This window comes from Desulfosporomusa polytropa, from assembly GCF_055380075.1.
In genome coordinates this window covers 4,654,646-4,678,118 of the sequence record NZ_AP042400.1, presented here as the reverse complement: position 1 = coordinate 4,678,118, position 23,473 = coordinate 4,654,646, and the positions used below count along the sequence as shown (strand labels likewise).

Here is a 23,473-nt window from a genome sequence, read left to right as displayed (position 1 = left end):
AAAGAATTTCTGTCAACAGACTGTGAAATTCCCTGCAGGGGGAACCTCCAGCTGTTACTTTTCTGTCCAGTAATCCAGGCCCAAACCTGTAAGGACCTTAACGGCTTCATCATATACATCCAGATATTCCTGGGTGGGAACAAGTTTAACTACATCGTAACACTCTTCAAACGATTTACCCTTGGGAGCAGTTTTATAGTCTTTCTCATAAGTAGCTACCAGCTTATCGAGAATCTCATTTACCTTGGCGGTTTCCATACCAGCTACCGCCCAGGCGGCTTCAGCCATCATTCTGGCTTCCATACCGGTAGTATAGTTGGTGGCTACGCCCTTACTTGCGGCTACCCCGGAGAGTACTTCCCGGCCGCTGGCCGTATCGGTAATGGCTTGGGCTGCTGTTTCCAACAGGCACATAACTGTGCACGGGCCTGCCAGTGTATAGTATTGATTGCCTAGCATTAAATTGGTGTTGGCCTCGATTGCCATGGCGCAGTGACCAGCAACAGCAAGAGCCTCTCTGGCTGTTGTAATGCCCCAACGCACATGAACCGGACCGTCCAAATGCCAGGTTGCCCCTGTCATTACAAAGGCATTGATGGTGGTGGCTACGTCGACGATAGTTGTCTCTTCCAGACCGCCTGCATAACCTCCATAGATAGGCATCTGTTCGCACATGATGAGATTGCCAGCTAGTTGATAATGAGCAGTGAATACCAATGCACCTACATCGATTTTCAACTCATTTAGCTGGGACACTTCATGGCTGTCAGAAGGCCTCATGCCGCCAGGAAAATCGGCTGCGATTACTCCTGCGGGTGAAAGTGAAGTTTCATTCCCCTAGAGCCCCATACCGGTGCGTCCGGCTCTGTCTTGCGCCGCCCGTACCATAATAGCTTCTGATTTTACTGCCGCAATCTCATACGGGCTGCCGGGGATTGGGTCGTAACCTTTGATGGTCTGCAGAACCCCGTCAACAATGGTATCGACTAACGGCTCCTGGGCGTAAGACTGATGAATTGCCAAAAACTGTTCTTCTGAACAAGGCGCTCCGGTCGGTCCACCCTGAATAATCGGCGCTTTTTTATCAGTATAGCTACGCGGCGACATAACTACCGCCTGTTTGCCTTCACCGTAAATCGCACGGGTTGGCGCGGCCTTAATGGCTGCCAGCACCTCGCCTTTGGTATATTTAATGATTCGGTTGGTATCGATGCAATAAATGCCACACTCTACCAACATTTCCAAACCAGCTTGGAACAATTTGTTTATTTGTTCCTTGTCAGTAGGGATAATTTGCTTCTTATCCATTTTAATGCCGTACTTATTCTTCAGCTTGGCCGCAGTCTGTGGAATAACTTTGAAATCCCATTCTTTCTCTTCGAATTTCGGGCCGGTTTTAGCTCTTTCATAAATATCAAAAACCGTCAACACTTTGGCTAATGCCATTCAGATCACCCCCGTATTTCTGCCATTAAGGCTTTTGCTTTTTCTACTGCTTCTGACGCCGTTTCAGCATAAGCATCGCCGCCAATTTTTTCGACCCACTCAGGCGACACCGGCGCACCGCCAAACATGCATTTGAACTGGTCGCGGATGCCTTCTTCTTTCAAAATGTTAACAACATCACGCTGACCTGGCATTGTTGTTGTCATAAGCGCGGCGCCAGCAATAATATCTACATTGTGCTCTTTGGCCTTACTTATAACTTCTAGTGTGGCAGCATCTCGTCCAAGGTCAAATACCTCAAAGCCACTAGCTGACAACATTGTCTTTACAATGTTTTTACCAATATCATGAATATCGCCCTGAACAGTGTATAACAGAATTTTACCTTTGGAAGATTTGTCTCTTTGGTCTTGTGGCATTGCGTCTTTTAATATAGCCACTGCCGCTTCAAAGGCTTCGGCCGCCACAACTAATTGAGGAACGAAGGCTTCCCCTTCATCAAAAAGATCACTCATAGTCTGCATGCCTGCTGCCAATCCATCGTTAATGGCAACAAGTGGATCAACGCCGGCTGCGATAGCTTCTTTTGCTGCGGCTTCTGCAAGCTCGCTGTCCATCTCTTCTACTGCGTTTTTCAACTTTGCTAAAATCTCACTTTGGCTCATTGAGTAAAATTCCCCTCCATTCATTTTATATTTATCTAATAAATAAATACCGTTTTGAGTTTGTTGGAATTTCCAACTACAGATAACTCTACCTACTGTCTCTTTATTATAACGGTATGTATTTACTTGATATTCTATGTTTTGTATTATATCACCATCATTTTTTAAATGCAATACTCTTTTATAGTCTTTCTATTTTAAAATTACTTTATTTTCTAAAGCATCTCGCTTTATATTATAACGCCATTAATTTATTTGAAATTAGAAGTGTGGTCCCCATCACTGCCAGCCTCGCAATGATTAGAAAAACAAAAAGCAATGGCGCTGATTCCAACAAGCGCCATTGCTTTTAAAAATTCTCTATATATTGTTGTCTGTAGGGTTACCGCTAATCTGCGACAACGCAACATTCATTCGTTTCCCGGCACGGGGGTCGTTTTAATATACATATTATGCTGGCTAGGTGGGACAACCACCGCTTTTCTATCTGTGGATTTCAAAATTTGCCGCACAGTCTCAATGGAAATGGAATGGCCAATTCTTTCTTTGGCCGTTTCTGTTAAATAAGCCAGCGTCCAGTTCTTGGGCACTTCCGGCTGGCTGCAGGCCAAACGGATAATTTCCAGACGTTCTTCTTCCGTAAACGTATCAGGCGCACCGCTTCTTTCTAAATCAACAATACCGTCAAGCCGCTTCTCAGCAAACCGATTTCGCCATTTGCGACAGGTTTTTTCCGAAACACCCAGTATTTCCGCAATCTCGATACATTCCTTGCCTGCTGCTGCCAAAAGAATAATTCTTGACCGAATATAAAGACGTTTCTCAACCTTATGCCCTTTTACGTTCTTATCTAATTCGGCCCTTTCCTCATTTGTTAATTCAATTTTGACCGCTACCCTAGGCATAAACTCAACCTTTCCTTGGGCTGTTCCCTATAAGCTGCACACTGCGAGCGCAAAACTTAACCGCACCTCTATGCAGGCGTATAATATCAGTTTCCTCTGAATTTGTCAAGTCTGTCGGGCAGCCTTTATCCAAACCGCTGACTACCCGAATGTCAGCCATTAACAACTTGGCTTTGACCACAGCATCAGAAGCTGTTTCGGCATAGGCATCACCACCAATTTTCTGCACCCAGTCAGCAGATACCGGCGAACCCCCAAACATGCATTTAAACCGCCCGCGTATGCCTGCTTCGTCCAGAGCTTGAACAAGCTCACGCTGAGCTGGCATAGTAGTCCGCATAAGCGCCGCTGCCACAATAATGTCTACCTCATACTCTTTAGCTTTGTCGATAGCCTCCTCAATAGCTACATCTCTGCCTAGATCAATAACCTTGAACCCACTAGCTTGCAACATAGTCTTAACAATATTCTTACCAATGTCATGAATATCGCCCTGCACAGTAAAAATCAATACCTTACCTTGCACTGACCGCACTTTGTTCTCTGCAGTCATCGAATCTGTTAAAATCGCAACTCCTGCTTCAAATGCTTCAGCAGCAACTAATAGGTGCGGAACAAAAGCCTCACCTTCATCAAATAGGTCACTTACTGTTCTCATCCCTCTGGCCAAACCTTCATTAATTGCAACAACAGGATCAGTTCCGGCGGCAACAGCTTCCCTTGCAGCCTTCTCCACCAATACTATCTCCATTTCCTCTACCGACTTTTTCAGTTTCTTTATAATTCTATCCGGACGCATGAGACAAAGCCCCCAATCATTAGTTCCTCCGGAACATAACCTAATAGTGATTAGATAATATAAAAAGACGCTCTGCGGGTTAATACCGTCAGAACGTCTTTGTTCTATAAGCCATAAAAATTATACTTGAATCTAAAATCTATAATAACAAATTATTGTCGCTACTGTCAATGGTCCAGAACAAGATCATTCGTTCATTTTCAATAAAATTAGTGTTGTTATTTATCGCTTGATTTTTTTATACATACCCTATTGCAATTATAAAATAAAGGTGATATACTTCTGATAAATAACGGAAACAATTTAACAGACGCGATTATATTAGTAAGCAAAGGCGCTTATCCAGATTTCTTGGTTCAAGAAATCTGGATAAGCGCCTTATATATTTACTACCCTATCACCTGGACACCGACGTCCTGGAGCTTGCTTTCTCCAGGATGTTTTATTTTCACTATTTTTTTACAGGGAGGTGCTGGCTATGAAAATAATCCCATATCAAAATAAACCAGATATCATTTGCCTTTTTCAGAGATATTTGATTTAGTCCCAGACATTCAAATTAATCGGTATTTATTTTTACATTAAATAAAAAGGGGATTATTACCATGAAAAAGCCATGCACCCTTCTGGGTATACTTCTAGTCTTAACACTACTTTTGGCTCCTGTAGTTTTAGCCGCTGAAGGCGACGCTGCTGCAGCGCTTGAACCACCCAAAATTGATACAGGTGATACGACCTTTGTATTAATTAGCGCAGCACTTGTAATGTTAATGACTCCAGCTTTAGCACTCTTCTACGGAGGAATGGTTCGGACTAAAAATGTATTGAGTATTATAATGCAAAGTTTTATTTGTCTTGGCGTAATTTCAATTCAATGGGTCCTCTGGGGCTATTCACTCGCCTTTGGCCCGGACATCAATCACCTATTAGGTAGTTTGGATTGGGTTGGATTAAGTAGTGTCGGCATCGATCCTAACCCCGACTACGCTGCTACTATTCCCCAACTGGCTTTCATGATTTTCCAAGGTGTATTTGCTATCATTACTCCGGCAATCATCTCCGGTTCTGTGGCCGGACGGGTTAAATTTCCCGCGTTTGTGGTCTTTGTATTACTTTGGGCTACTCTGGTCTATGATCCTGTCGCTCACTGGGTTTGGGGCGTCGGTGGCTGGTTGCGCGAATATGGCGTACTTGACTTCGCCGGCGGCACTGTAGTACACATCATTTCCGGTGTATCCGGTCTGGTCTTTGCTTTGATGATTGGCAAACGCAAGGGGTACGGCAGTGAAGTAATGGCTCCCCATCATCTACCTATGACCGTTTTAGGCGCCGCCCTACTGTGGTTTGGCTGGTTTGGATTTAATGCCGGTAGTGCTCTTGGCGCCAATGGACTGGCAACTGTTGCTTTCGTTACAACTCACGTTGCCGCCTCTGCCGCTACCGTTTCCTGGGTAGTCGCTGAATGGCTGTATCATGGCAAACCCACCCTGCTCGGTGCAGCTTCCGGCTGTATCGCCGGTCTTGTAGCCATTACTCCGGCAGCTGGCTTCGTTACTGTACCGTCTGCCATCATTATGGGCTTACTGGGCGGTGTTATCTGCTTCTTCGCTGTAGCAATAGCCAAACACAAATTTGGCTATGATGATTCTTTGGACGCCTTCGGAGTTCATGGTGTAGGCGGCACCTTTGGTGCTATTGCGACCGGCTTCTTTGCCTCCACCGCAGTCAATCCCGCAGGAGCTGATGGCTTATTTTACGGAAATGCTGCCCAAGTTTTCAAACAACTTGCAGGCGTAGGCACAAGCTGGATATTTGCTGCTGTCATGACCTTCCTGATTGTCAAAGCCATTGGTTTATTCATGCAAGTCAAAGCCGACGATGAACAGCAAGTGCAAGGCATGGATATTACCGAACACGGCGAACGCGGCTACGCCTATCAAGATCTTATGACAGGTTCCCCGCTCAACATTTCGCCAATCAGCATCTCTGGCAATGAAGTAACTGTTAAGGAAACCACACTAGCATAACCTTTATGCCAGTAGTGTAATAGGAGGGAAAAACATGAACCCCATAACCAAAGTCGATATTATTACCCGTCCAGAAAAATTAGAGGCACTTAAAGAAGCCATGAATAAAATTAATGTAACCGGCATGACAGTTACTCAAGTATATGGCTGTGGCCTTAGCAAAGGACACAAAGAAGTTTATCGTGGACAAGAATATAGTGTTAATTTGCTCCCAAAGGTTAAAGTTGAAATCGTGGTCTGCGAAGTTCCGGTAGAGCGAGTTATCGAAACAGCAAAAACAGTCTGCCGAACTGGAAAAATGGGCGATGGTAAGATCTTCGTCTATCCTGTTGCCAATGCAGTGCGAATTCGTACAGGTGAAGAAGGCGATATTGCAATCATGGACCCCAAAAACACGTAATCACACCGAGGAGTCACCCGTTTTTTCTGCAGGCGACTCCTTGCCTTTGTAGTAACTAACAAAAAGTAAAACCTTCCGCACACGCGGAAGGTTTTACTTTTTATAATAAAGCTATTTCATTATCCAGCAGTAGCTAACTCAAGTTTTGCTTGAATTGCTTCATATACTTCTTCCCACACAACAATTTGCGTTTTAGCAAACCCGTTAAATACAGTTGCCGAAGCTGAAGTGTAAGCCCCACAATTAGGCACCAGAATCAAATCACCAATCTCCATTGGCACAGTATGTTTATCCCGGAACATAATGTCCAGCGAATCGCAGCTTGGCCCCGCAAAGGTGGCCGGGATCTTTTTACCAGTCTTAAAGGTCTCCAGTTCAAAATCCCAGTGATCAAAAATAACGCCGGAAAAAGTACCATACAAACCGTCATCCAAGAAGTACCATTGTTGGTTGTTGCGTACCTTAGTGCCAATAACCTGGGTAATCAGGTTAACTGCCGTGCCGCAGATATACCGGCCAGGTTCGCACCAAAGCTCAGTATCAGGAAAATATTGCCGAATGACTTTATAAATATCTGTTGCCATCTCTGCCACATCAGGCTCTTCAGTCAATGTTGGAATAGGAAACCCACCGCCAATGTCGAGAATGCGAAGGTTCATGCCTAACCCATTAGCCACATCAAAAAGTTTACGGCAGCTTTTGAGTGCATCAAGATAGGCCGCATTGCTTGTTGACTGGCTGCCCACATGGAAACACAACCCAGCCACATCAAGTCCGGCTGCCTGCGCTTTGGTCAAAAGCTCCAATGCCTCATCAGGATGAGCGCCAAATTTTTTATTAAGATCAACTAACGCATGCGGGTTGTCCACCCGGATACGCAGTAAAACAGCCCCCCCAGGAATAGCTGCTGCCATTTTCGCAATTTCGCTTTCACTGTCAAAGGTAAATTTATGCACTCCAACGTCGTGCGCTACTTGTAAACCACTGCTTGTTTTCACCGGATTAGCATACACCATGCGGTCAGGGTCAATACCCAACTGCTTCAGCATACGCATTTCGCCGTCAGATGCGACGTCGAAATAGCTGCCAAGCGCGTCAAGCTTCCGGATAATTCGTTCGTCCGGATTGGCTTTGACAGCGTAATATATTTTAATATCTGGCATATTCTCAGCCAGCAGATTATAATTTAATTCAATTTGTTCCAAAGACAGCACCAACAAGGGTGTGCTGTAGGTATCAGCCAGTGCCTTGACAGCGTCCTGGGATAACCTAAAATATTTCACTTATCATCGCTCCTTTTTGTCTATTCGTTTTTCGAAAAGTACTATATGATTGTAACATAATTGCCCCAAAGTGCAAGCAAATTTTTTATTAAAATAAAACCCGCGTACCGCTATAGGATACGCGGGAAAATCGCATCTTAATCATGAGCCTGTAATGCAATTTTACCTTACTATATATAACGTGACGTGGTACGTGTTTCAGACAGGCAATACATTACTTTTTTATTTTCGTAGCTTGATTCTTTTAGGCCAATATTGGCAAAACTATTGAGGTTCCAATAAATTCAGGATAAAATGTATATATACCTACAAATGAAAGGCAGGTATCAGTATGAAACACGTATCTCTGGCTTACGGGAAAGGCACACTCTCTATCATGGTGCCTGATCGGGCAGTAATTATTGAACCCCAACATCTGGACGGCCTGAACGATGACAAAGCAGCTGTACAAAAAGCCTTGCGCCAACCACTTGGATCACCACCCCTCAAAGACATAGTTACTGCAGCTGATACTATTGCCATTGTCATCTCAGACATGACCCGCCCCACACCCAATCATAAGCTTGTCCCTTGGCTTTTGGAAGAACTAGTTCATGTTCCCAAAGAAAACTTTGTCATTATTAACGGCTTAGGCAGTCATCGTCCCAATACCAACCAGGAACTTATTGAAATGCTTGGCCAGGAAATCGTCGATACTGTCCGCATTATTAATCACAATGCCTTTGACCCTGAAGAACTCGTGCTGGTGGGAAAAAACAGCTATGGTTCTGATGTATATCTTAATAAAACCTATGTTAACTGTACTTTTAAAATCGTGACAGGCTTTATTGAACCCCATTTTTTTGCTGGTTTTTCTGGTGGCCCCAAAGGTATCTGCCCCGGCATTGCCGGTATATCTACCATTCAGGACTTTCACAACGCACAAATGATTGGGCACAGCAACAGCACCTGGGGAATCATTGATGGTAATATTGTCCAGGATGCAGCTACTCAAAACTGCTTAATGGCCAAACCAGACTTTATGCTTAATGTCACACTCAATGGTCAAAAGGAAATCACTGAGGTATTTGCAGGCGAACTGCTTAGCGCTCATCGTGCTGGCTGCGCTTTTGTTAAGGAGCATGCCATGTTTCCTGTTGACCAGCTCTTTGACATTGTGATTACCACCAACTCTGGCTATCCGCTTGACCAAAACCTTTATCAAACCGTTAAGGGTATGAGCGCTGCCGCTCAAATCGTTAAACAAGGTGGTGCTATCTTAACTTGTTCAGAATGCTCAGATGGTGTACCTGTTCATGGCAACTATGGTAAAATTCTCACAATGAAAGCAACACCACAGGAACTTTTAGCTATGATTAACACCCCTGAATTTAGAGTATTTGACCAGTGGCAGGTTCAGGCGCAGGCTATGATTCTGCAGAAAGCCGACTGTTATCTCTACTCCACGCTGGCTGAACAAATCGTTAAGGACGCCAAGCTTATTCCGGTTGCTAACCCTTGCGGTACCATAACCCAACTATTATCAAATAAACCTGGAGCCAGTGTGGCAGTACTGCCACATGGACCACTATCCATTCCTTATGTAAAGTAAAACTATTTATATATAACATTATGTGTATCAATAAGGAGGAGAAATTATGACAAACCAACTTACCTATGAACAATTTTCCGCAGAGGCCGCTAAACTTATGCCCCAAAATGCCTTTATGACAACAGCATATGGCGGTAAAACCAATACTATGACAATTGGCTGGGGCAGTGTCGGCATTATGTGGCGTAAACCAGTATTTACTGCTATGGTACGGCAATCCCGCTTTACCAAAGAGCTTGTCGAACAAAGCAATGAATTCACTATTACCTTACCACTTGCTGACATGAAGGCAGCGCTGGCACTGTGCGGCTCCAAATCAGGCCGTGACCTGGATAAAATTGTCGCGGCAAAGCTTACCCTTGCTGCCGGTCAGTCCATATCTACCCCGGTTATTGCCGCTCCCGGTCTGCAACTGGAATGCAAAGTCCTGTTTAAAGAGACCATGACACCAGAAAACCTGGATTCAGCCACCCAAAGCACCTGCTATGCCGATGGCGATTACCATACCCTGTATTTTGGTGAAATTGTCGCTGCTTATAAAACTGAGTAGAATTAAAAAAATGGGGCTGACGGAATTCCGTCAGCCCCATTTTTTATCTTGGGTTATGGCTATTGCGTTATTCTGCTGCCGCCTCTGCCTTTTCTCTGTCACGTACCACCTTGGCCTCACGCCAGGCCTCTCGTGCCAGGTTTAATACCCGAGGTTCCAGCTTGGCTGCCGGATTACCAACAACCTTGCCCAAATATAATAAGGCCTTTTCTGTTTGCTCAGTCCGCCGCGCCAGTTCACCAATTAAATAACTGACCGCTGTTTCACTCAATGTACCGATAGGCAACCGCTCACGAAACAATGCCTGCTCATACTGTTCACAGGCAATAGCAAGGGCGGCTTTTTCGTCATGCTCATTTTCCCCTTCCCGGTACAACCAACTGAGCCTAAGATATAAATCTGCCTGTTTGCTGGCCGATGCCTCAATCAGCTCGGCAAAGAAAATGGCTAGTTTATAAGTCGATATGGCCTGTTCGCGAGTACGAATGCCACTGTAGTTTACATTTACCGTCCTATTTCCCAAGAATTTAGCAATCTTATCTTTAGCGGCCACCGATAGTTCCGAAAAATTGCCGTCCGCTGCCGCATAACCACAGTGAGAACACACCCAAACGGTATAATAGTATGGATTTATATCTTGAAAATGCGAACAAAAATCACTGTCCTGTTTCACTAGGGTTTGCCTGCCGCGCGTGCGGGTAACGTTAAATTTCTTTTGACACACTGGACACTCTTTTTCTGCCGAGTAAGTCGGCTCTGCCATAGTATCGCCTCCATATATACCTTACCATAATAGAACTGTTGTCTCAAGCAATATTTAGAAGATCTAGCTGTAGTGTCCACATCTGATAAAATAATCCTCTTGCCGCCAGCAGTTGCGCCCAGCTTCCCTGTTCCGCGATTTTGCCATTATCAAGCACAATAATCTCATCCATGACCTCTAACCCGGTCAGCTTATGGGTTATCAAAAACACAGACTGCTGACCGGCTGCCTGCAGAATATGGTTCATTACCACCTGCTCAGCCTCTGCATCAAGACCTGCTGTTGGCTCATCTAAAAGCCATATGGGAGCGTCCTTGAGCAGCGCCCGAGCTAAGGCAATCCGCTGACGCTCCCCACCAGACAGAGCTAGTCCGTTTTGCCCGGTCCGAGTATCCAGACCATGCGGCAACCGAGTGATAAAGTCACTGAGCATAGCAGCCTTAATAGCCGCCGCAACTTCGTCCGGCGTAGCCTGTGGTTTAGCCAACAGAATATTGTCCCTAATGCTCGCATCAAACAGATACGTGTCCTGGCTGACTACACTCACCCCTTGACGAACCGCCTCAGGGTCATATTGCCTGATATCAGAACCATTTAGCAGCAACGCCCCCTGCTGACAATCCCAAAACCGCAACACAAGGCCAGCCAACGTACTTTTGCCTGCACCGCTTGCCCCGACCACGGCCAGGCGTTTGCCTGGGGGCAGACTGAAAGATATGTCTGACAACACCGGCGTCTGACCAAACTGATACGAAAACGACAGCTTATCGGCCGCCAGAGTTAACGGCCCAACAGGAGCAATACTGACACCTGTGATCCCGCCCTCTTGGGGACAGGTAATATCCTGCAGGCGCTCCACAGCTGCTGCACTTTCCTGCAAATAATATACTACCGCAGGCAGTGGCAAAACAGCCTCAAAGCTGGCCTGCACCGCCAACGCCACAACAGCCAGATAGACGCCAGGGAGCTGCCCGGTAGTAATCAGCGGCGCAGCCAGCATAATGATAATAAGAACCGTTAGATTCAATCCCAATACACCTATAGCCTCAGCCAATACTGTAATAGCATTGGCTTTTTTTTGGTGAACCCGCAGACTGGCAGCTGCCATAGCAACCTTTGCTGCCTGCACCTTATCCTGCCCCAAGGCTGCCAGTTCGGTAAGGCCATTAATACTGTCAGCCAATACTCCATTAAAGCTGGCCCTAGCGGCAACCACGGTTTGCCCAGCCCTGTACCCCAGCCAATGAATACATACAGGCACAACGCAGCCTGTCAGCAAAACCATCCCCAGCACCGGCCACACCAACCAAGGCGCCAGCCATGCTAGTAACGCCACTAATGCCACAACCACCACTATGGCAATGACCAACGGAAAAACGGCACGCAAATAAAAGAACTTCAAAGTCTCCACATCGGCTACCAGGCGACTAAAAATATCGCCTGTGGCAAACCTACCCAAACCGCCTGGTGCCTTGGGCTCAACCTTGCTATACAACCATACCCTTATTTCGGCCAATAAGCGGAAGGTAACCTCATGGCTGACATACCGTTCCCCATAGCGACATATTGCCCTCGCCAATCCAAAGAATCGCACCCCCACAATCGCCACCGACAATTCGGCTAACGGTGGATGCAATGCAGCTGCCGAAATTAGCCAGGCCGAAGCTGCTAACAATCCGACATTGGCATAAACAGTAAAACTTCCCAAAATACAGGCTGCAGCAGCCATGATAATAGTCGCGCGCTTGCCTAGCAGCACCTTAATCATAACGCCGCCTCCCCTGCCCGCGAAGCCACCACCAACCGGCTGTATATTCCATTTTTGGCCAACAGCTCGGCATGTGTACCCGTTTCGGCAATCTGACCAGCAGTCAATACCATAATTTTATCTGCCTGGCGTACGGTAGTTACGCGGTGAGCAATAATAAGCGCCGTCCGCCCGGCAAGCAGTCGCGAAAGGGCACTATCAAGGACAGCCTGGGATTTGACATCAAGTCCCCTTGCCGCTTCATCTAAGATGACCAATGGTGCATCCTGTAAAAATGCCCTGGCAATCGCCACGCGCTGGCGCTCACCGCCGCTGATTCCCTGACCGCCTTCTCCCACCAGCGTATCATAGCCGCTAGGCAGACCCATAATGAAGTCATTCGCCCCAGCCGCCTTGGCCGCTGCCACTACCGCCGCAAGTGAGGCGTTTGGGCGCGCTAACCGAATATTATCAGCCACCGAACCTTGAAACAAATGTGGTCGCTGTGGAACAAAAGCCACCTGTTGCAACCAATCACTAGCACACAGCGTGCGGAGCGCCTGGCCATTTACCAGAATTTCGCCTGCTGTCGGAACTAAGAAATTCAGCAGCAATGCGGCCAGCGTACTCTTACCCGCCCCACTCGGTCCCACGACAGCCATGTGTTGCCCGGTCTTTAGCGTGAATGACACCCCCGCTAAGGCAGGCCGCGCTCCTTGTTGGTAATCAGCATAAACCTCGCGAAACTCCAATGCAATCCGCTGTTTGAGTGCCATAGGTGTTGAACCCTCTGCCATTACCTGGCCTTTTATCGCCAATAGTCGGAAAATGTCAGCCGCTGCCGATTTTCCGTCCATGCCGGCGTGAAACTGACTGCCCAGCATACGCAGCGGCTGATAATATTCTGGCGCTAATAGTAGCACAAACAAGGCTTGCGTAAATGTGACTTCCCCATATAAGAGCCGGAGGCCAACAGTAACCGCTACCAGGGCTGTGCTGATGGTAGCTAATAATTCCAGCACCAAGGCTGACAGAAAAGCTACCTTAAGCACATCCATGGTAGCATCACGAAACTCGTTACTTACCCGAGTAATAATAGCTAGCTGTTCCCGGCTCCGACCAAACAGCTTTAAGGTTGTTAATCCTGCCAGTACGTCCAAAAAATGCGCACTCAAGCTATTAAGCGTCTCCCATTGCCTGAGATTGCGCTTCTCAGCCAACTTACCAATCAGGATCATAAACACCGGGATTAACGGCGCAGTCACCAGCATAATACCAGCCGAGGTAGTATCAAGCGGTCCCACCGCTGCCAGGATAAACACTGGAATAATAACAGCCTTCAGCAGTTGTGGCAGATATTTAGAAAAATACGCGTCAAGGTTTTCTACGCCCTCACTGATAATATTGATCAATTCGCCTGCAGACTGCTGCGCCATTGTCACTGGCCCCAGCGCCAATACATGATTGACCAACCGTTGCCGAAGAGCTGCTTTTATCTCTGATGCCAGCGCAAACGCTAGTACTCCTTCGCCATACATAATCACCGCCCGCAGCAGCGCCAAACCGGCAAGCAACCATAAAACAGGCGCAACAACAGCTAACTCTTGTTTACCTAAAAATACCTGATCAATAACCTGAGTAAGATAATAGGCCTGAATAACCACCAGCACCCCGCCACCAGCACCGAGGAACGTAACAACAGCCAATAACCCGCGCTGTTTTCCCGCCTCTTTAACCAACTGCTTATCAAGCAATGTCATTCACCTGCCTATAAAGAAAATACCGTGTACTCACTTTAACAAAAACGATAGCGACTGCTAAGCCTGCTTGCACCTGTCTGGACAAATAAAACCGCCAGCGTATGGCGGTTTAGCTTTTTATTTAGAAATACTACAAATAGTAACGCGATTCCTGCTTATCGGTAAAATTCTACTGGTACATTTACCTTTACTGCAATTGTTTTATCGGTCCTGTTTCCTCAAGCTGGTCAATCCCGACATGTACGGTATTACGCTCTTCCAGATAGGTTACATAAGCCGTATTCCGGCCTTTATCAACATCTTCAATCCAGACATAATTATTACGGTACATTACACCAATGATATCTGCCGATTTCATAATTTGTTCGGCGCGCCTTGCATCCATGAACACCACTCCTTTTTGCAAGTAGTATTTCACCTGATGGCCACCTATTATTCCAGCGTTGCCAACTCGCGCCCTATAACCGCAGCGGTGGACAATCGTCCGAAAGCAGCCCAAGTAGTTCAAGATCAACATACTTACCTGCAAGAAATGCAGCCTTACGCAATGTCCCTTCATAACGGTAGCCGCATTTTTCGGCCACCTTGCGACTGGACTCATTGCCAGCAACTACCGTAAGCTGTAGCCGGGGAATGGGCTTGGATTCAAATAAAAATGCCGAAAACAACGCCAACGCCTCAGACATGTAGCCTTTTCCTCGATCGGAGCGCCGATAAATCTGGTAACCGACCTCATAACCAGCCCGGTAATCGGCATTGCGATAATAAATAATTTCGCCGACAACTCGTCCCTCATCTTGCTGATCGGTAATAAGCAGCCGACCAAAGTGTTCATGCCAGAAGCCTCTATCGGCAAATCCCCGTCGAAATGCCGGTTCGGCAGGAATATCAATTAACCAAAACTCACCCTTTTGCGATACATCGGTCATTAAACTATAAATTAATTCAAGGTCAGACTCACGTACTGTCCTAAGACAAACCTTCTTACCCTGAAGCATACACCCACACTCCACACAACCAACGCCCTTCGTCTTCACTCCATATACTATACTGCCAAACATATATAGTATTCCTATTATCTAATATTATCATGAAAAAGTAAACTTTACTTCGAACATCCGGTTCCAGGGAAAGGACAGCTTAACAGTATTCAGCGGATAAGCGGAGAAATTTGCGGCGGCGAAGGCCCGCAGTCTTTGATCGGTCTCGGCCGTCAACCGAAGGGTCACCCCATCGAGACAAAACCAGTTGCCACCAAGTGGGTAAAGCATTTCTCTTCCTACCTCGTCCCGAACATTAGCTTGATAAGCCCAGTCGTCCAAAAATCGCACTGCAAGAAGCCTGTTCTTGTCCATTGGCGCCATATCACTGGCCAACATTCCCTGACCGATCGCATAGCCGATAGCATTGCTCGCTGTATTCCAACCCGAGTAGGACTCCAGCTTAAAGAGTAGGCCACGCCGCCGCAACTCGGACATGAAGGTGTTGTCCGCGCCGTTGGCAAAAGCAATATCTGCTACCGCCAACCGATGCCCGGCAGCTACCTCGCGCGCTACATCTGCCGCCAAAGCGACAGGTGCCGCCCTAAATTGGCCGCGATTAAAGGTACTATCGGCCTCACGGGTAACACCATCCTCAGGCGTATTTACCGTCAGTATCAGATCAGCCTGCTCTGAATTCAGCGGTATGCCCCCGGCAGCCAAAATATGTGCATTGATGGTCTGGCCGACGGCCACGTCCTCATAGGAAGGCACCGTGTCCGGACCGGCACCGGGAGCAAACAATACCCGCACAGTGGGGTTGCGGCCTGCCGCGTTGTTGACCGCCCTCGCCACCATTAGCATCCCAATTTCATCAGCTCCCGGGAATGAGGCGTATCTGTTCAGCGGTAGTTCTGTCGTCTCAACAGCCAGCTGCCGAGACTCCATATGCGACTGGGAGTAAGGTGCGCAATCATCCCGCCCCATCAAAAAATAAGTAAAAGTATCGTTTTTAGCGTAATCAACCAGACGCCGATTAGCAATAAAGTTCTTCTCCCGCCGGGCATACCAGTCACTCAATATCGATTGCGGCACCTTGTCCAGCAAGCTGCCGAGCTCGTTTTGCTCTTTACGGCTCAAGCCCCGCGTCTCAGCCTGATCACGTAAGGCGGTAATCCTAAAAATGCTCGGCCCATATACTTTGTAGTACGACGGTTCTTCATCGCCTTCACCAGATTTAGGTGTACGCATAATGGTAGAATGAACATATATACTCATTGTCGGCTTAAGAGCCTTTAACTTAGCAAAATTATTGAGCCTGTTCTCAATAACAGGTAAGGGAATGTTATGAGTACGAGAGTCCACGAGATTGCCGTACAAAAGAGAATCGGCTGATACCACCACCTCATCAGCCATAAGAGCATGTGCAAATAGCCACTCCCACAGGCCATCCGGGTCGCCCGGCTCACCGCGACTGCCTACCAGGGCTGCTGGGGGTGCCATGATATCCACGCCGGCTGCTTTAGCCGTGTCGACAACATAATCCAGATTAACCGGGCGATCATCCATTGGTATATAAGCTATGGTCTGGGCACTAACGGACGGCGCCGCCAGCCAAAGGACAGCTACCACCGTTAACATAAGATATTTATATTTGTTCATAACTTTACTCCCTATTGAATTCAAGCGAAAAAAATAGCATAGCTCAATTATATGAGTTATGGCTATTTTCTAGTTTAGAATAGATAAATCCTGCTATATATTTACATTGTTCTTTTTGCCTCAGTTAATACTTTCTTCATTGCTGCGCAGGCCTCTTCAATGGTTGCCTCATCACGGACATAGCACATACGAACATAACCCTCGCCCCCGTCACCAAAACAGGGCCCCGGTACCACCGCAACCCCAGCCTTTTCCAGTACAAGATTAGCAAACTCTCTACTAGTCAGACCCGTACCGGTAATATTAGGGAAAACATAAATTGCGCCTTTTGGTGTTGAGCAGGTAATGCCAGGAATGTCATTCAACCGTGCTACCATTAAGTCTCGCAGCTTCCTATAACGATCGATACGTGCTTTCATGAGTTCTGGCGGAGTACTGAGGGCACTAACACCGGCATGCTGAATAAAGGGCGGTAGACAGGTGTATACAGTCTCAAACATTTGACTCATTTTCGCGATCAAATCGGTAGGCCCAATCGCATAGCCCAGTCGGAAACCAGACATGGAATGACCTTTTGAAAAGCCACTCAGAATAATGGTCCGTTCCCGGCATTGATCGATGACTGAAGGTGAATAGTGACAGCAGCTATCATAAAGGTTTTCTGCGTAAATTTCGTCACTAAGCAAATATACATCCTTTTCTCTCGCAATTTCAGCTACCCTAAGTATCTCGGCTTCTGTCATGACTCCCCCCGTAGGGTTTTGCGGCGACGTTATTATAATCAGTCTGGTCTTGTCAGTGATAAGCGGCAATAAGTCATCCGGATTTAAACGGAAGTCATTCTTCTCCCACACAGGCACCTTTACCGCTTTTATACCTAAATAGCTGGCAACAGCTATATAAACAGCAAAACCCGGGTCGGAGAATATAACCTCCTCTCCAGGATTAACGACACAACGCATAACAAAATCAATGACACTGTTTGACGGCATTATGGCGACCTGGGAAGGATCCGGCCTAAACCCCAATTTTCTCTTAGTGTAATCACAAATTGACTCCCTTAACGGCAAAATCCCCTGCGAGTCAACATACTTAGTATCACCAGCATCAAGAGCTGCCTTTACAGCATCAATCACATGTGGATAAGGGTCAATATTTGCATCGCCTACTTCAAACCGATATACCTTTTTTCCTGCGGCTTCCATAGCACAAACAGACGTTAGTATCTCAAGCATCGGTTGCCCAAGCAAGCCATCGGTCAGTTTTGAAAATCCCTTCATATTACAAAACACATCCTTATCATAATCGTATTCATTTAAAGTACTTCATACTAAAGTGTATCGGTTTCCGCGTGTGTAATGCTCTGTCAATCAGTATGATCGTCCATCCCCCTTACCATAAAGTACCTATGTAAATTTTAATTGGCATTACCTCATAAACAATTCACTGTATATGACCGATGCTCTATCGGACTATTTTTTTAGTATCACATTTACTAAATGATAAGTCAATTACGATGTATACAACAAAAATCATGCCACATTTACAAAATAATTGCAAGAGGAGACATTGCTAATGTCATACAAACTCGCGAAATTTAAATGTTTTTTTCTAATCTTTTCCACGATGGGGACTTATTTATTGGGTACTTTTACTAGACTATTTCTAAATATTAGATTATAATAATCAATAAATAATAATTATCGATTTATAAGGGGAGATGTCCTATGCTATGGAAAGAAAAATATAAAATCGGAATTCCGACCATTGATCAGCAACATGAGGAACTGTTTAGCCGTGTCGCTGATTTTGTGCAAGCGATTCGCCAGGACGGCCGTTGGGAGGAAAAAATAAAGAAAGTAAAGGAGACGATGGTGTTTCTTCAGGAGTATGTAGTAACACATTTTAATTATGAAGAAAAGTATCAACAAACATTAGGTTATCCAGACTTTGAAGAACATCATGCCATTCATGAGGCATTTAAGGCCGATATCCAAAGTATGGCGCAAGAATTTGCAGCTGCCGGTTATCATGAAGAAGCTGTGCAAAAATTAGCGGGTAGATTGCTGGCTTGGTTAATTAATCATGTGGTTGCGTCAGATCAGAAGATGGCACAATATGTGACAGAACAGGGGTTGGAAAGAATATGAAGGCAGAATATGTCAATCCAGTCTTTAAGGCTGTTACGGAAGTTTTTAAAGCTATGTTAGATATTGAAGTAAGCCGGGGAACAATGGGAGCTGTAGCTGGTGGGAAGCAGGAAGTAGATATCCAGATTAATGTGATCGGTGATGTTGCGGGTTCCATTTTATTTCAATTTCCACAAGATACGACATTAAATATTGTGCAAATCATGTCAGGAATGGAAATAAAGGAATTAGATAGTTTTGTTACTTCCGCCATGGGGGAAATATCTAACATTATTAGTGGTAATGCAGCAAGCTATCTGGCGAAGACTAATTATCATTGTGATATTATGCCACCCAAAATTGCAGTCACTAATGCCGCTGTGGCTCCGCAGTTTGCGCAGGAGACCCTGAATATCCCCTTGCATACAAATATAGGAGATATGAATATATATATTTCTCTTAATGAAAAGAAATAGTTTTCGTTTTTTGATAAACATAAAACAATTCTATTACGAATTAAGCCAGGGGACGCTAGTAATGTGTCCCCTGGCTTAATTTTTAATCAGGTTAATAAAACGTCAGACCAATCTGTTCGCGAAAAAAATCAGCTATGTTATAATACATAAGTGGACAGTAGAAGGAGGATGAACTTTTGAATGTACCAAGACAAAAACGGATGGCTGTTGTTAATGATATAACTGGTTTCGGGCGTTGTTCTGTAGCAGTTGCCTTGCCAATTATATCAGCCATGAAGATACAATGTTGCCCATTGCCTACTGCCATCTTATCCGCTCATACAGGATTTCCTAAGTTTTTCTTGGATGATTATACAATGCGTATGCGAGAGTACATGCATAATTGGGAAGAACTAGGTATAGAGTTTGATGGTATTTGTACTGGCTTTTTAGGTTCAGCAGAGCAAATCGATATTGTCATTGAGTTTTTAGAAAGATTCACAAGTGACCATACGACAATTATTGTAGACCCGGTTATGGGCGATTATGGAAAGCTATATTCTTCCTATACCCAAGAAATGTGTCATGAAATGAAACGGTTGCTTAATTATGCGCATGTTTTAACGCCCAATCTTACTGAGGCTTGCAGGTTATTGGATATTCCATACCCGAATCGCGTCTTGACAGCCCAGGAACTCGAACATATTGCTCAAGCCCTGTGTGCATACGGGCCGCGCAGAATTGTCATCACAGGTCTGCCAAACGGAAATAATATGCAGAATTTTGTATATGAACAAGGAAAACCGTATCAGATAATTAGTGTAAGCAAGATAGGTGAGGATCGTTCCGGTACTGGTGATGTATTTGTGTCCATTGTCGCTGCCAATTTAGTTAAGGGTATTGATTTTGCTACAGCAGTAGCAAAGGCGGCAAATTTTATCAGTAAGACGATTACCTATACGGTTAAGCAAAACATTCCCGTGCAGTATGGGATCTGCTTTGAAGAGTACTTAACAGACCTCAAATAATTATAAAAAAGGAAGTTATTCTATGTTACTTTACACACCTAAAAACGACGGGTATGAAAACTTGGCAGATCGGCTGCAGCGCGAGCCTTTGCGTAAAACAAATGTTTATGTTAATCTTACTAACCAGTGTACCTGTGCCTGTACTTTTTGCCTGCGCCATACGAAGGAAATCCAGGAATCTAATTCGCTATGGCTGAAACGCGAGCCTTCTGCACAGGAAGTCATAGCAGAATTTGCAAAATATGATATGAAGCATTTTAATGAAATTGTTTTTTGCGGTTTCGGCGAGCCGACGATGCGTCTGGATGCTTTGCTGGAAATAGCTACCTACCTAAAGCAACGCAACGGAAATATCCCGCTGCGTATTAATACCAATGGTCTTTGTGATCTTCAGACAGGCAAAGAAATCGCCCCTTTATTTCAGGGACTCATTGATACAGTGTCGATTAGTTTGAATGCTTCTAATTCCACAGAATATTTGCGCCTGACGCGTAGTCAGTTTGGTATCCAGTCGTTTGACGCTATGTTAGCATTCGCTGTTACCTGTAAAAAATATGTTCCTCATGTTGTACTAACAGTTGTCGATTGCATTGGAGAAGCAGAAATCGCAGCCTGTCAAGCGCTTGTTGATAAACTTGGCCTACCCTTGCGCGTGCGGCCTTTTGAATAACAAGTCCTCCGCTAATTAAAATAACACGACAAAGCACAATGTCGTGTTATTTTAATTTAGTGGGAAGCATTTGAACTGTCCCAGCTCTTCTTAAAGCCCAGACCATTAAAATTTATAAAAAAATTCTCATGCCAAACTTTTTCTTTGAACTCTGGTGAGTCGCAGCAATAATGCAGTTGCACCAACCGCCAGTCCGACAATAAAACCAAGCCAGTAGCCAAACGGACCAAACGCCTGGTTATAGGACAGGATAGAACCAAGCGGCAAACCAATAACCCAGTAAGATAGCAGCGCAATAATAAAGGTAACTTTGACATCCTTGTAGCCCCTTAGCACTCCTTGAATAGGTGCTGCCACAGCATCAGACAATTGAAAAAAAGCCGCATACAATAGGAAATGCTGTATTAATATCAGCACATCATAATCATTTGTATATAGGCCTGCTACTTCCGAATTAAACAATACTAATCCCAATGCACAAAAGATAGCGGCAAATACGGCAAAACCCACACCCAAATACGTATACTGACGAGCATCCCGGAATCTTTTTGCCCCAATTTCAAAACCAACAACAATAGTCAACGCCATACTGATACTCAGCGGCAGCATGTAAACTAGTCCCGCAAAGTTGATCGCGGCTTGGTGCGCAGCAATAGTAACAGTACCAAATCGCGCCATTAATGTAGCCACTACACCGAAAATGCTTGTTTCGCAGAAAATAGCAAAACCAATAGGTATACCGATACGCAACTGTTCCTTCAACGCTGCCAGCGAAACTGGGTACGTTCTTTTTACTATAGCATAGCGGCTAAACTTCTGCATTCGTAAAAGCGTTAGGCCAGTCACACACAGAATAATCCAATAGGTAATGGCAGACGCGTAGCCAGTTCCGACACCCCCTAACCGTGGAAAACCGAAATTACCAAAGACAAGCAAATAATTTAGTACCACATTAATCGGCAAGGTTCCCAACATAATTAGCATAGTTATGCGCGTATAGCCAAGAGTATCCATAAAATTGCGCAGCACCGTACTGAGAAAAAACGGAACGACTCCAAAAGCAATTGCCGTTAAAAAACGACAAGCAATATCAAACACAGCTGGTTCAAGATTCATAGAAGAAAGAATCGGGCGAACTAAAAATACACCGGTCATGATGACAATGCCAGCAAGCACCACAGCAAGATAACTGCCTTGCACCACAACAAACGGCATCTCTTTGTGACGGCCTGCGCCGTTAAGCTGGGCAATGATTGGCGTAAGCGCCATCAGTATTCCGTTAATCCCTGTAAATACAGGCATCCAAAGATTCGACCCAATCGCCACACCCGCCAGATCATTCTGACTGGCATGACCTGACATCACAGTATCAAAAAAACTTAGAGAGCATAAGGATACCTGTGTTACAAATATCGGTAATAAAATAATTACTAACTGTCGAATTTTTCCTTGCAGCGTATATGTTTGCCTCACTACCGGCCACCTCAACATCCATAAAACCTTAGTATTCAATACCCAAATCGTAATTAATAATTATACGCGTAAGAGTATCAAATAACAAGCGCAGCTTGCAACAGCGATAGTTTAGTATGATCCTCCAGCTCCTTTTCGGTAAAAGGACTGACCTCCACCCTGTATTTATAAGGCTGGACGCCATTTTTCGCCATTAGAGGTGATACGGTTCTCCGCGTCACCTCTAATGGCAATTTTTTATTATGATAATATTTTTATTATTACAAGAGGATTTTTTTATTAATTAGAGAATATAACAAACATAATACGATTTGAGAGCCCAAAGAGGGAGAATATATGAACTTTAGTAAAAATTTGGAATCCTACATTCCATTAGTAGATTTTATTGCGGATATTATTGGTCCTCACTGTGAAGTCTTGCTCCACAATATTGAAGGTGTTGAGAATTCGGTCATTGCGATTCGCAATGGCTATATAAGTGGCAGGTATATTGGCTGCCCATTAACCGATTTGGGGCTAAAGCTGCTGGAAAATAAGTGTTATTTACGAAGCAACGCTATGATTAATTATCGCAGTCAAACCGAAAGTGGTGAGAAGTTAATCTCTTCTACCTATTATGTTAAAAATGAATGCGGTGAACTAATTGGAATGCTGTGTGTCAATATTCTTGCTTCAAGAGAAAACTACAATAACCACACGAATATTGTCGACGGGTATTTAAATAACATGTTCAATCATACCGAGTCGATTGGTGACAGTGATGATGTACAAGAATCTTTAAGTTCTTCTCTCGACCATGTGATCGAAAACGAAATTGCCAAAGTATTGTCGATGTATAACGTTACAAGTGAACGGTTGTCCAGTGAAGAGAAAAATCAAGCAGTACAAGCTTTGCGGCAAAATGGAATTTTAAAAATAAAAGGGGCCATTACCAAAGTAGCCAATGCGTTGAAAACATCAGAAAGTACAATTTATAGATATTTATCTACGAAGTAGGTCAGTAAGCAGTGATGTTGGTGCGTTCAGGATCTCACTGGCCAACTTCTGTCGAAGACATAAGTTGGCCAGCAAATCTTACAGCACTTGCAAAAGCTCTTGACGTTTTGATAAACGCTCTAAGACGCTGACTGCATAATATAT

Annotated in this window: 21 protein-coding genes and 1 pseudogene; 9 read left to right on the top strand and 13 right to left on the bottom strand. The window is 45.0% G+C overall.

Going from position 1 to position 23,473, the window contains the following annotated elements:
* Window positions 1-54: 54 nt before the first annotated feature.
* From ACZ449_RS23500 to ACZ449_RS23485, 4 genes and pseudogenes are all read right to left on the bottom strand, one after another.
* Window positions 55-1,446: pseudogene (locus ACZ449_RS23500) on the bottom strand (monomethylamine:corrinoid methyltransferase).
* Between the two features lie 5 nt (window positions 1,447-1,451).
* Entirely contained in the window at window positions 1,452-2,111 is a 660-nt protein-coding gene (locus tag ACZ449_RS23495; RefSeq protein ID WP_464258466.1) for a corrinoid protein, read from the bottom strand.
* A gap of 410 nt (window positions 2,112-2,521) precedes the next feature.
* The gene (locus ACZ449_RS23490) at window positions 2,522-3,016 is read right to left on the bottom strand and encodes a helix-turn-helix domain-containing protein (RefSeq protein WP_464258465.1); all 495 of its coding nucleotides are present in this window, start codon (window positions 3,014-3,016) and stop codon (window positions 2,522-2,524) included.
* 4 nt (window positions 3,017-3,020) lie between these two features.
* Window positions 3,021-3,815: a corrinoid protein gene (locus ACZ449_RS23485; RefSeq protein WP_464258464.1), complete on the bottom strand. Its 795-nt coding sequence runs from the start codon at window positions 3,813-3,815 to the stop codon at window positions 3,021-3,023.
* A 605-nt stretch (window positions 3,816-4,420) separates the two neighbouring features.
* On the opposite strand from ACZ449_RS23485, the gene ACZ449_RS23480 reads away from it, so the two are divergent.
* Entirely contained in the window at window positions 4,421-5,842 is a 1,422-nt protein-coding gene (locus tag ACZ449_RS23480) for an ammonium transporter (RefSeq protein ID WP_464258463.1), read from the top strand.
* 34 nt (window positions 5,843-5,876) lie between these two features.
* Window positions 5,877-6,242 (top strand): P-II family nitrogen regulator, encoded by a 366-nt coding sequence (locus ACZ449_RS23475; RefSeq protein ID WP_464258462.1) that lies wholly within the window; start codon window positions 5,877-5,879, stop codon window positions 6,240-6,242.
* A gap of 119 nt (window positions 6,243-6,361) precedes the next feature.
* On the opposite strand, the gene ACZ449_RS23470 is transcribed toward ACZ449_RS23475, so the two are convergent.
* Entirely contained in the window at window positions 6,362-7,525 is a 1,164-nt protein-coding gene (locus ACZ449_RS23470) for a type III PLP-dependent enzyme (protein ID WP_464258461.1), read from the bottom strand.
* Window positions 7,526-7,856: 331 nt separating this feature from the next.
* On the opposite strand from ACZ449_RS23470, the gene larA reads away from it, so the two are divergent.
* Together larA and ACZ449_RS23460 are read left to right on the top strand one after the other, a co-directional pair.
* Window positions 7,857-9,116, top strand: coding sequence for a nickel-dependent lactate racemase (larA, locus tag ACZ449_RS23465; RefSeq protein ID WP_464258460.1), 1,260 nt, complete (start codon window positions 7,857-7,859; stop codon window positions 9,114-9,116).
* 46 nt (window positions 9,117-9,162) lie between these two features.
* Complete coding sequence (locus ACZ449_RS23460; protein ID WP_464258459.1) at window positions 9,163-9,666, top strand: flavin reductase family protein; 504 nt, start codon at window positions 9,163-9,165, stop codon at window positions 9,664-9,666.
* A gap of 67 nt (window positions 9,667-9,733) precedes the next feature.
* On the opposite strand, the gene ACZ449_RS23455 is transcribed toward ACZ449_RS23460, so the two are convergent.
* The 7 genes from ACZ449_RS23455 to ACZ449_RS23425 form a co-directional block, all read right to left on the bottom strand.
* Window positions 9,734-10,429 carry a DUF2225 domain-containing protein gene (locus tag ACZ449_RS23455; protein WP_464258458.1) on the bottom strand — a complete coding sequence of 232 codons (696 nt, stop codon included), beginning with the start codon at window positions 10,427-10,429 and terminating at the stop codon, window positions 9,734-9,736.
* Between the two features lie 43 nt (window positions 10,430-10,472).
* Window positions 10,473-12,197, bottom strand: coding sequence for a thiol reductant ABC exporter subunit CydC (cydC, locus tag ACZ449_RS23450; RefSeq protein WP_464258457.1), 1,725 nt, complete (start codon window positions 12,195-12,197; stop codon window positions 10,473-10,475).
* Window positions 12,194-13,930, bottom strand: a complete 1,737-nt coding sequence (gene cydD, locus ACZ449_RS23445; protein WP_464258456.1) for a thiol reductant ABC exporter subunit CydD — start codon at window positions 13,928-13,930, stop codon at window positions 12,194-12,196. Before cydD ends, cydC begins: the two co-directional genes overlap by 4 nt.
* Window positions 13,931-14,123: 193 nt before the next feature.
* Window positions 14,124-14,321, bottom strand: a complete 198-nt coding sequence (locus tag ACZ449_RS23440; protein ID WP_464258455.1) for an H-type small acid-soluble spore protein — start codon at window positions 14,319-14,321, stop codon at window positions 14,124-14,126.
* A gap of 73 nt (window positions 14,322-14,394) precedes the next feature.
* Window positions 14,395-14,934, bottom strand: coding sequence for a GNAT family N-acetyltransferase (locus ACZ449_RS23435; RefSeq protein ID WP_464258454.1), 540 nt, complete (start codon window positions 14,932-14,934; stop codon window positions 14,395-14,397).
* Between the two features lie 90 nt (window positions 14,935-15,024).
* A complete protein-coding gene (locus ACZ449_RS23430) occupies window positions 15,025-16,578 on the bottom strand; it encodes a DUF4127 family protein (RefSeq protein ID WP_464258453.1) in 1,554 nt (517 codons plus the stop codon).
* 101 nt (window positions 16,579-16,679) lie between these two features.
* Window positions 16,680-17,858, bottom strand: a complete 1,179-nt coding sequence (locus tag ACZ449_RS23425) for a pyridoxal phosphate-dependent aminotransferase (protein ID WP_464258452.1) — start codon at window positions 17,856-17,858, stop codon at window positions 16,680-16,682.
* A 447-nt stretch (window positions 17,859-18,305) separates the two neighbouring features.
* Here ACZ449_RS23425 and ACZ449_RS23420 point away from each other — a divergent pair, with 447 nt between their 5' ends.
* The 4 genes from ACZ449_RS23420 to ACZ449_RS23405 all read left to right on the top strand — a co-directional run bounded on the left by ACZ449_RS23420 (window position 18,306) and on the right by ACZ449_RS23405 (window position 20,860).
* A complete protein-coding gene (locus tag ACZ449_RS23420; protein WP_464258451.1) occupies window positions 18,306-18,728 on the top strand; it encodes a bacteriohemerythrin in 423 nt (140 codons plus the stop codon).
* On the top strand, window positions 18,725-19,183 hold the full coding sequence (locus ACZ449_RS23415) for a chemotaxis protein CheX (RefSeq protein ID WP_464258450.1): 459 nt from the start codon (window positions 18,725-18,727) through the stop codon (window positions 19,181-19,183). Before ACZ449_RS23420 ends, ACZ449_RS23415 begins: the two co-directional genes overlap by 4 nt.
* 200 nt (window positions 19,184-19,383) lie before the next feature.
* Window positions 19,384-20,190, top strand: a complete 807-nt coding sequence (locus ACZ449_RS23410; RefSeq protein WP_464261930.1) for a pyridoxamine kinase — start codon at window positions 19,384-19,386, stop codon at window positions 20,188-20,190.
* 22 nt (window positions 20,191-20,212) lie between these two features.
* Complete coding sequence (locus ACZ449_RS23405; protein WP_464258449.1) at window positions 20,213-20,860, top strand: TatD family nuclease-associated radical SAM protein; 648 nt, start codon at window positions 20,213-20,215, stop codon at window positions 20,858-20,860.
* Window positions 20,861-20,986: 126 nt separating this feature from the next.
* On the opposite strand, the gene ACZ449_RS23400 is transcribed toward ACZ449_RS23405, so the two are convergent.
* Window positions 20,987-22,333 carry an MATE family efflux transporter gene (locus tag ACZ449_RS23400; protein WP_464258448.1) on the bottom strand — a complete coding sequence of 449 codons (1,347 nt, stop codon included), beginning with the start codon at window positions 22,331-22,333 and terminating at the stop codon, window positions 20,987-20,989.
* A 336-nt stretch (window positions 22,334-22,669) separates the two neighbouring features.
* Here ACZ449_RS23400 and ACZ449_RS23395 point away from each other — a divergent pair, with 336 nt between their 5' ends.
* The gene (locus ACZ449_RS23395; protein WP_464258447.1) at window positions 22,670-23,329 is read left to right on the top strand and encodes a helix-turn-helix transcriptional regulator; all 660 of its coding nucleotides are present in this window, start codon (window positions 22,670-22,672) and stop codon (window positions 23,327-23,329) included.
* The last annotated feature ends 144 nt before the right edge of the window (window positions 23,330-23,473 follow it).

Excerpts from the sequence above, each read along its gene's own strand:
- ACZ449_RS23495 (WP_464258466.1), bottom strand. The coding sequence starts at position 2,111 with ATGAGCCAAAGTGAGATTTTAGCAAAGTTGAAAAACGCAGTAGAAGAG.
- ACZ449_RS23490 (WP_464258465.1), bottom strand. The coding sequence starts at position 3,016 with ATGCCTAGGGTAGCGGTCAAAATTGAATTAACAAATGAGGAAAGGGCC.
- ACZ449_RS23485 (WP_464258464.1), bottom strand. The coding sequence starts at position 3,815 with ATGCGTCCGGATAGAATTATAAAGAAACTGAAAAAGTCGGTAGAGGAA.
- ACZ449_RS23480 (WP_464258463.1), top strand. The coding sequence starts at position 4,421 with ATGAAAAAGCCATGCACCCTTCTGGGTATACTTCTAGTCTTAACACTA.
- ACZ449_RS23475 (WP_464258462.1), top strand. The coding sequence starts at position 5,877 with ATGAACCCCATAACCAAAGTCGATATTATTACCCGTCCAGAAAAATTA.
- larA (WP_464258460.1), top strand. The coding sequence starts at position 7,857 with ATGAAACACGTATCTCTGGCTTACGGGAAAGGCACACTCTCTATCATG.
- ACZ449_RS23460 (WP_464258459.1), top strand. The coding sequence starts at position 9,163 with ATGACAAACCAACTTACCTATGAACAATTTTCCGCAGAGGCCGCTAAA.
- ACZ449_RS23455 (WP_464258458.1), bottom strand. The coding sequence starts at position 10,429 with ATGGCAGAGCCGACTTACTCGGCAGAAAAAGAGTGTCCAGTGTGTCAA.
- cydC (WP_464258457.1), bottom strand. The coding sequence starts at position 12,197 with ATGATTAAGGTGCTGCTAGGCAAGCGCGCGACTATTATCATGGCTGCT.
- ACZ449_RS23440 (WP_464258455.1), bottom strand. The coding sequence starts at position 14,321 with ATGGATGCAAGGCGCGCCGAACAAATTATGAAATCGGCAGATATCATT.
- ACZ449_RS23435 (WP_464258454.1), bottom strand. The coding sequence starts at position 14,934 with ATGCTTCAGGGTAAGAAGGTTTGTCTTAGGACAGTACGTGAGTCTGAC.
- ACZ449_RS23430 (WP_464258453.1), bottom strand. The coding sequence starts at position 16,578 with ATGAACAAATATAAATATCTTATGTTAACGGTGGTAGCTGTCCTTTGG.
- ACZ449_RS23425 (WP_464258452.1), bottom strand. The coding sequence starts at position 17,858 with ATGAAGGGATTTTCAAAACTGACCGATGGCTTGCTTGGGCAACCGATG.
- ACZ449_RS23420 (WP_464258451.1), top strand. The coding sequence starts at position 18,306 with ATGCTATGGAAAGAAAAATATAAAATCGGAATTCCGACCATTGATCAG.
- ACZ449_RS23415 (WP_464258450.1), top strand. The coding sequence starts at position 18,725 with ATGAAGGCAGAATATGTCAATCCAGTCTTTAAGGCTGTTACGGAAGTT.
- ACZ449_RS23410 (WP_464261930.1), top strand. The coding sequence starts at position 19,384 with ATGGCTGTTGTTAATGATATAACTGGTTTCGGGCGTTGTTCTGTAGCA.
- ACZ449_RS23405 (WP_464258449.1), top strand. The coding sequence starts at position 20,213 with ATGTTACTTTACACACCTAAAAACGACGGGTATGAAAACTTGGCAGAT.
- ACZ449_RS23395 (WP_464258447.1), top strand. The coding sequence starts at position 22,670 with ATGAACTTTAGTAAAAATTTGGAATCCTACATTCCATTAGTAGATTTT.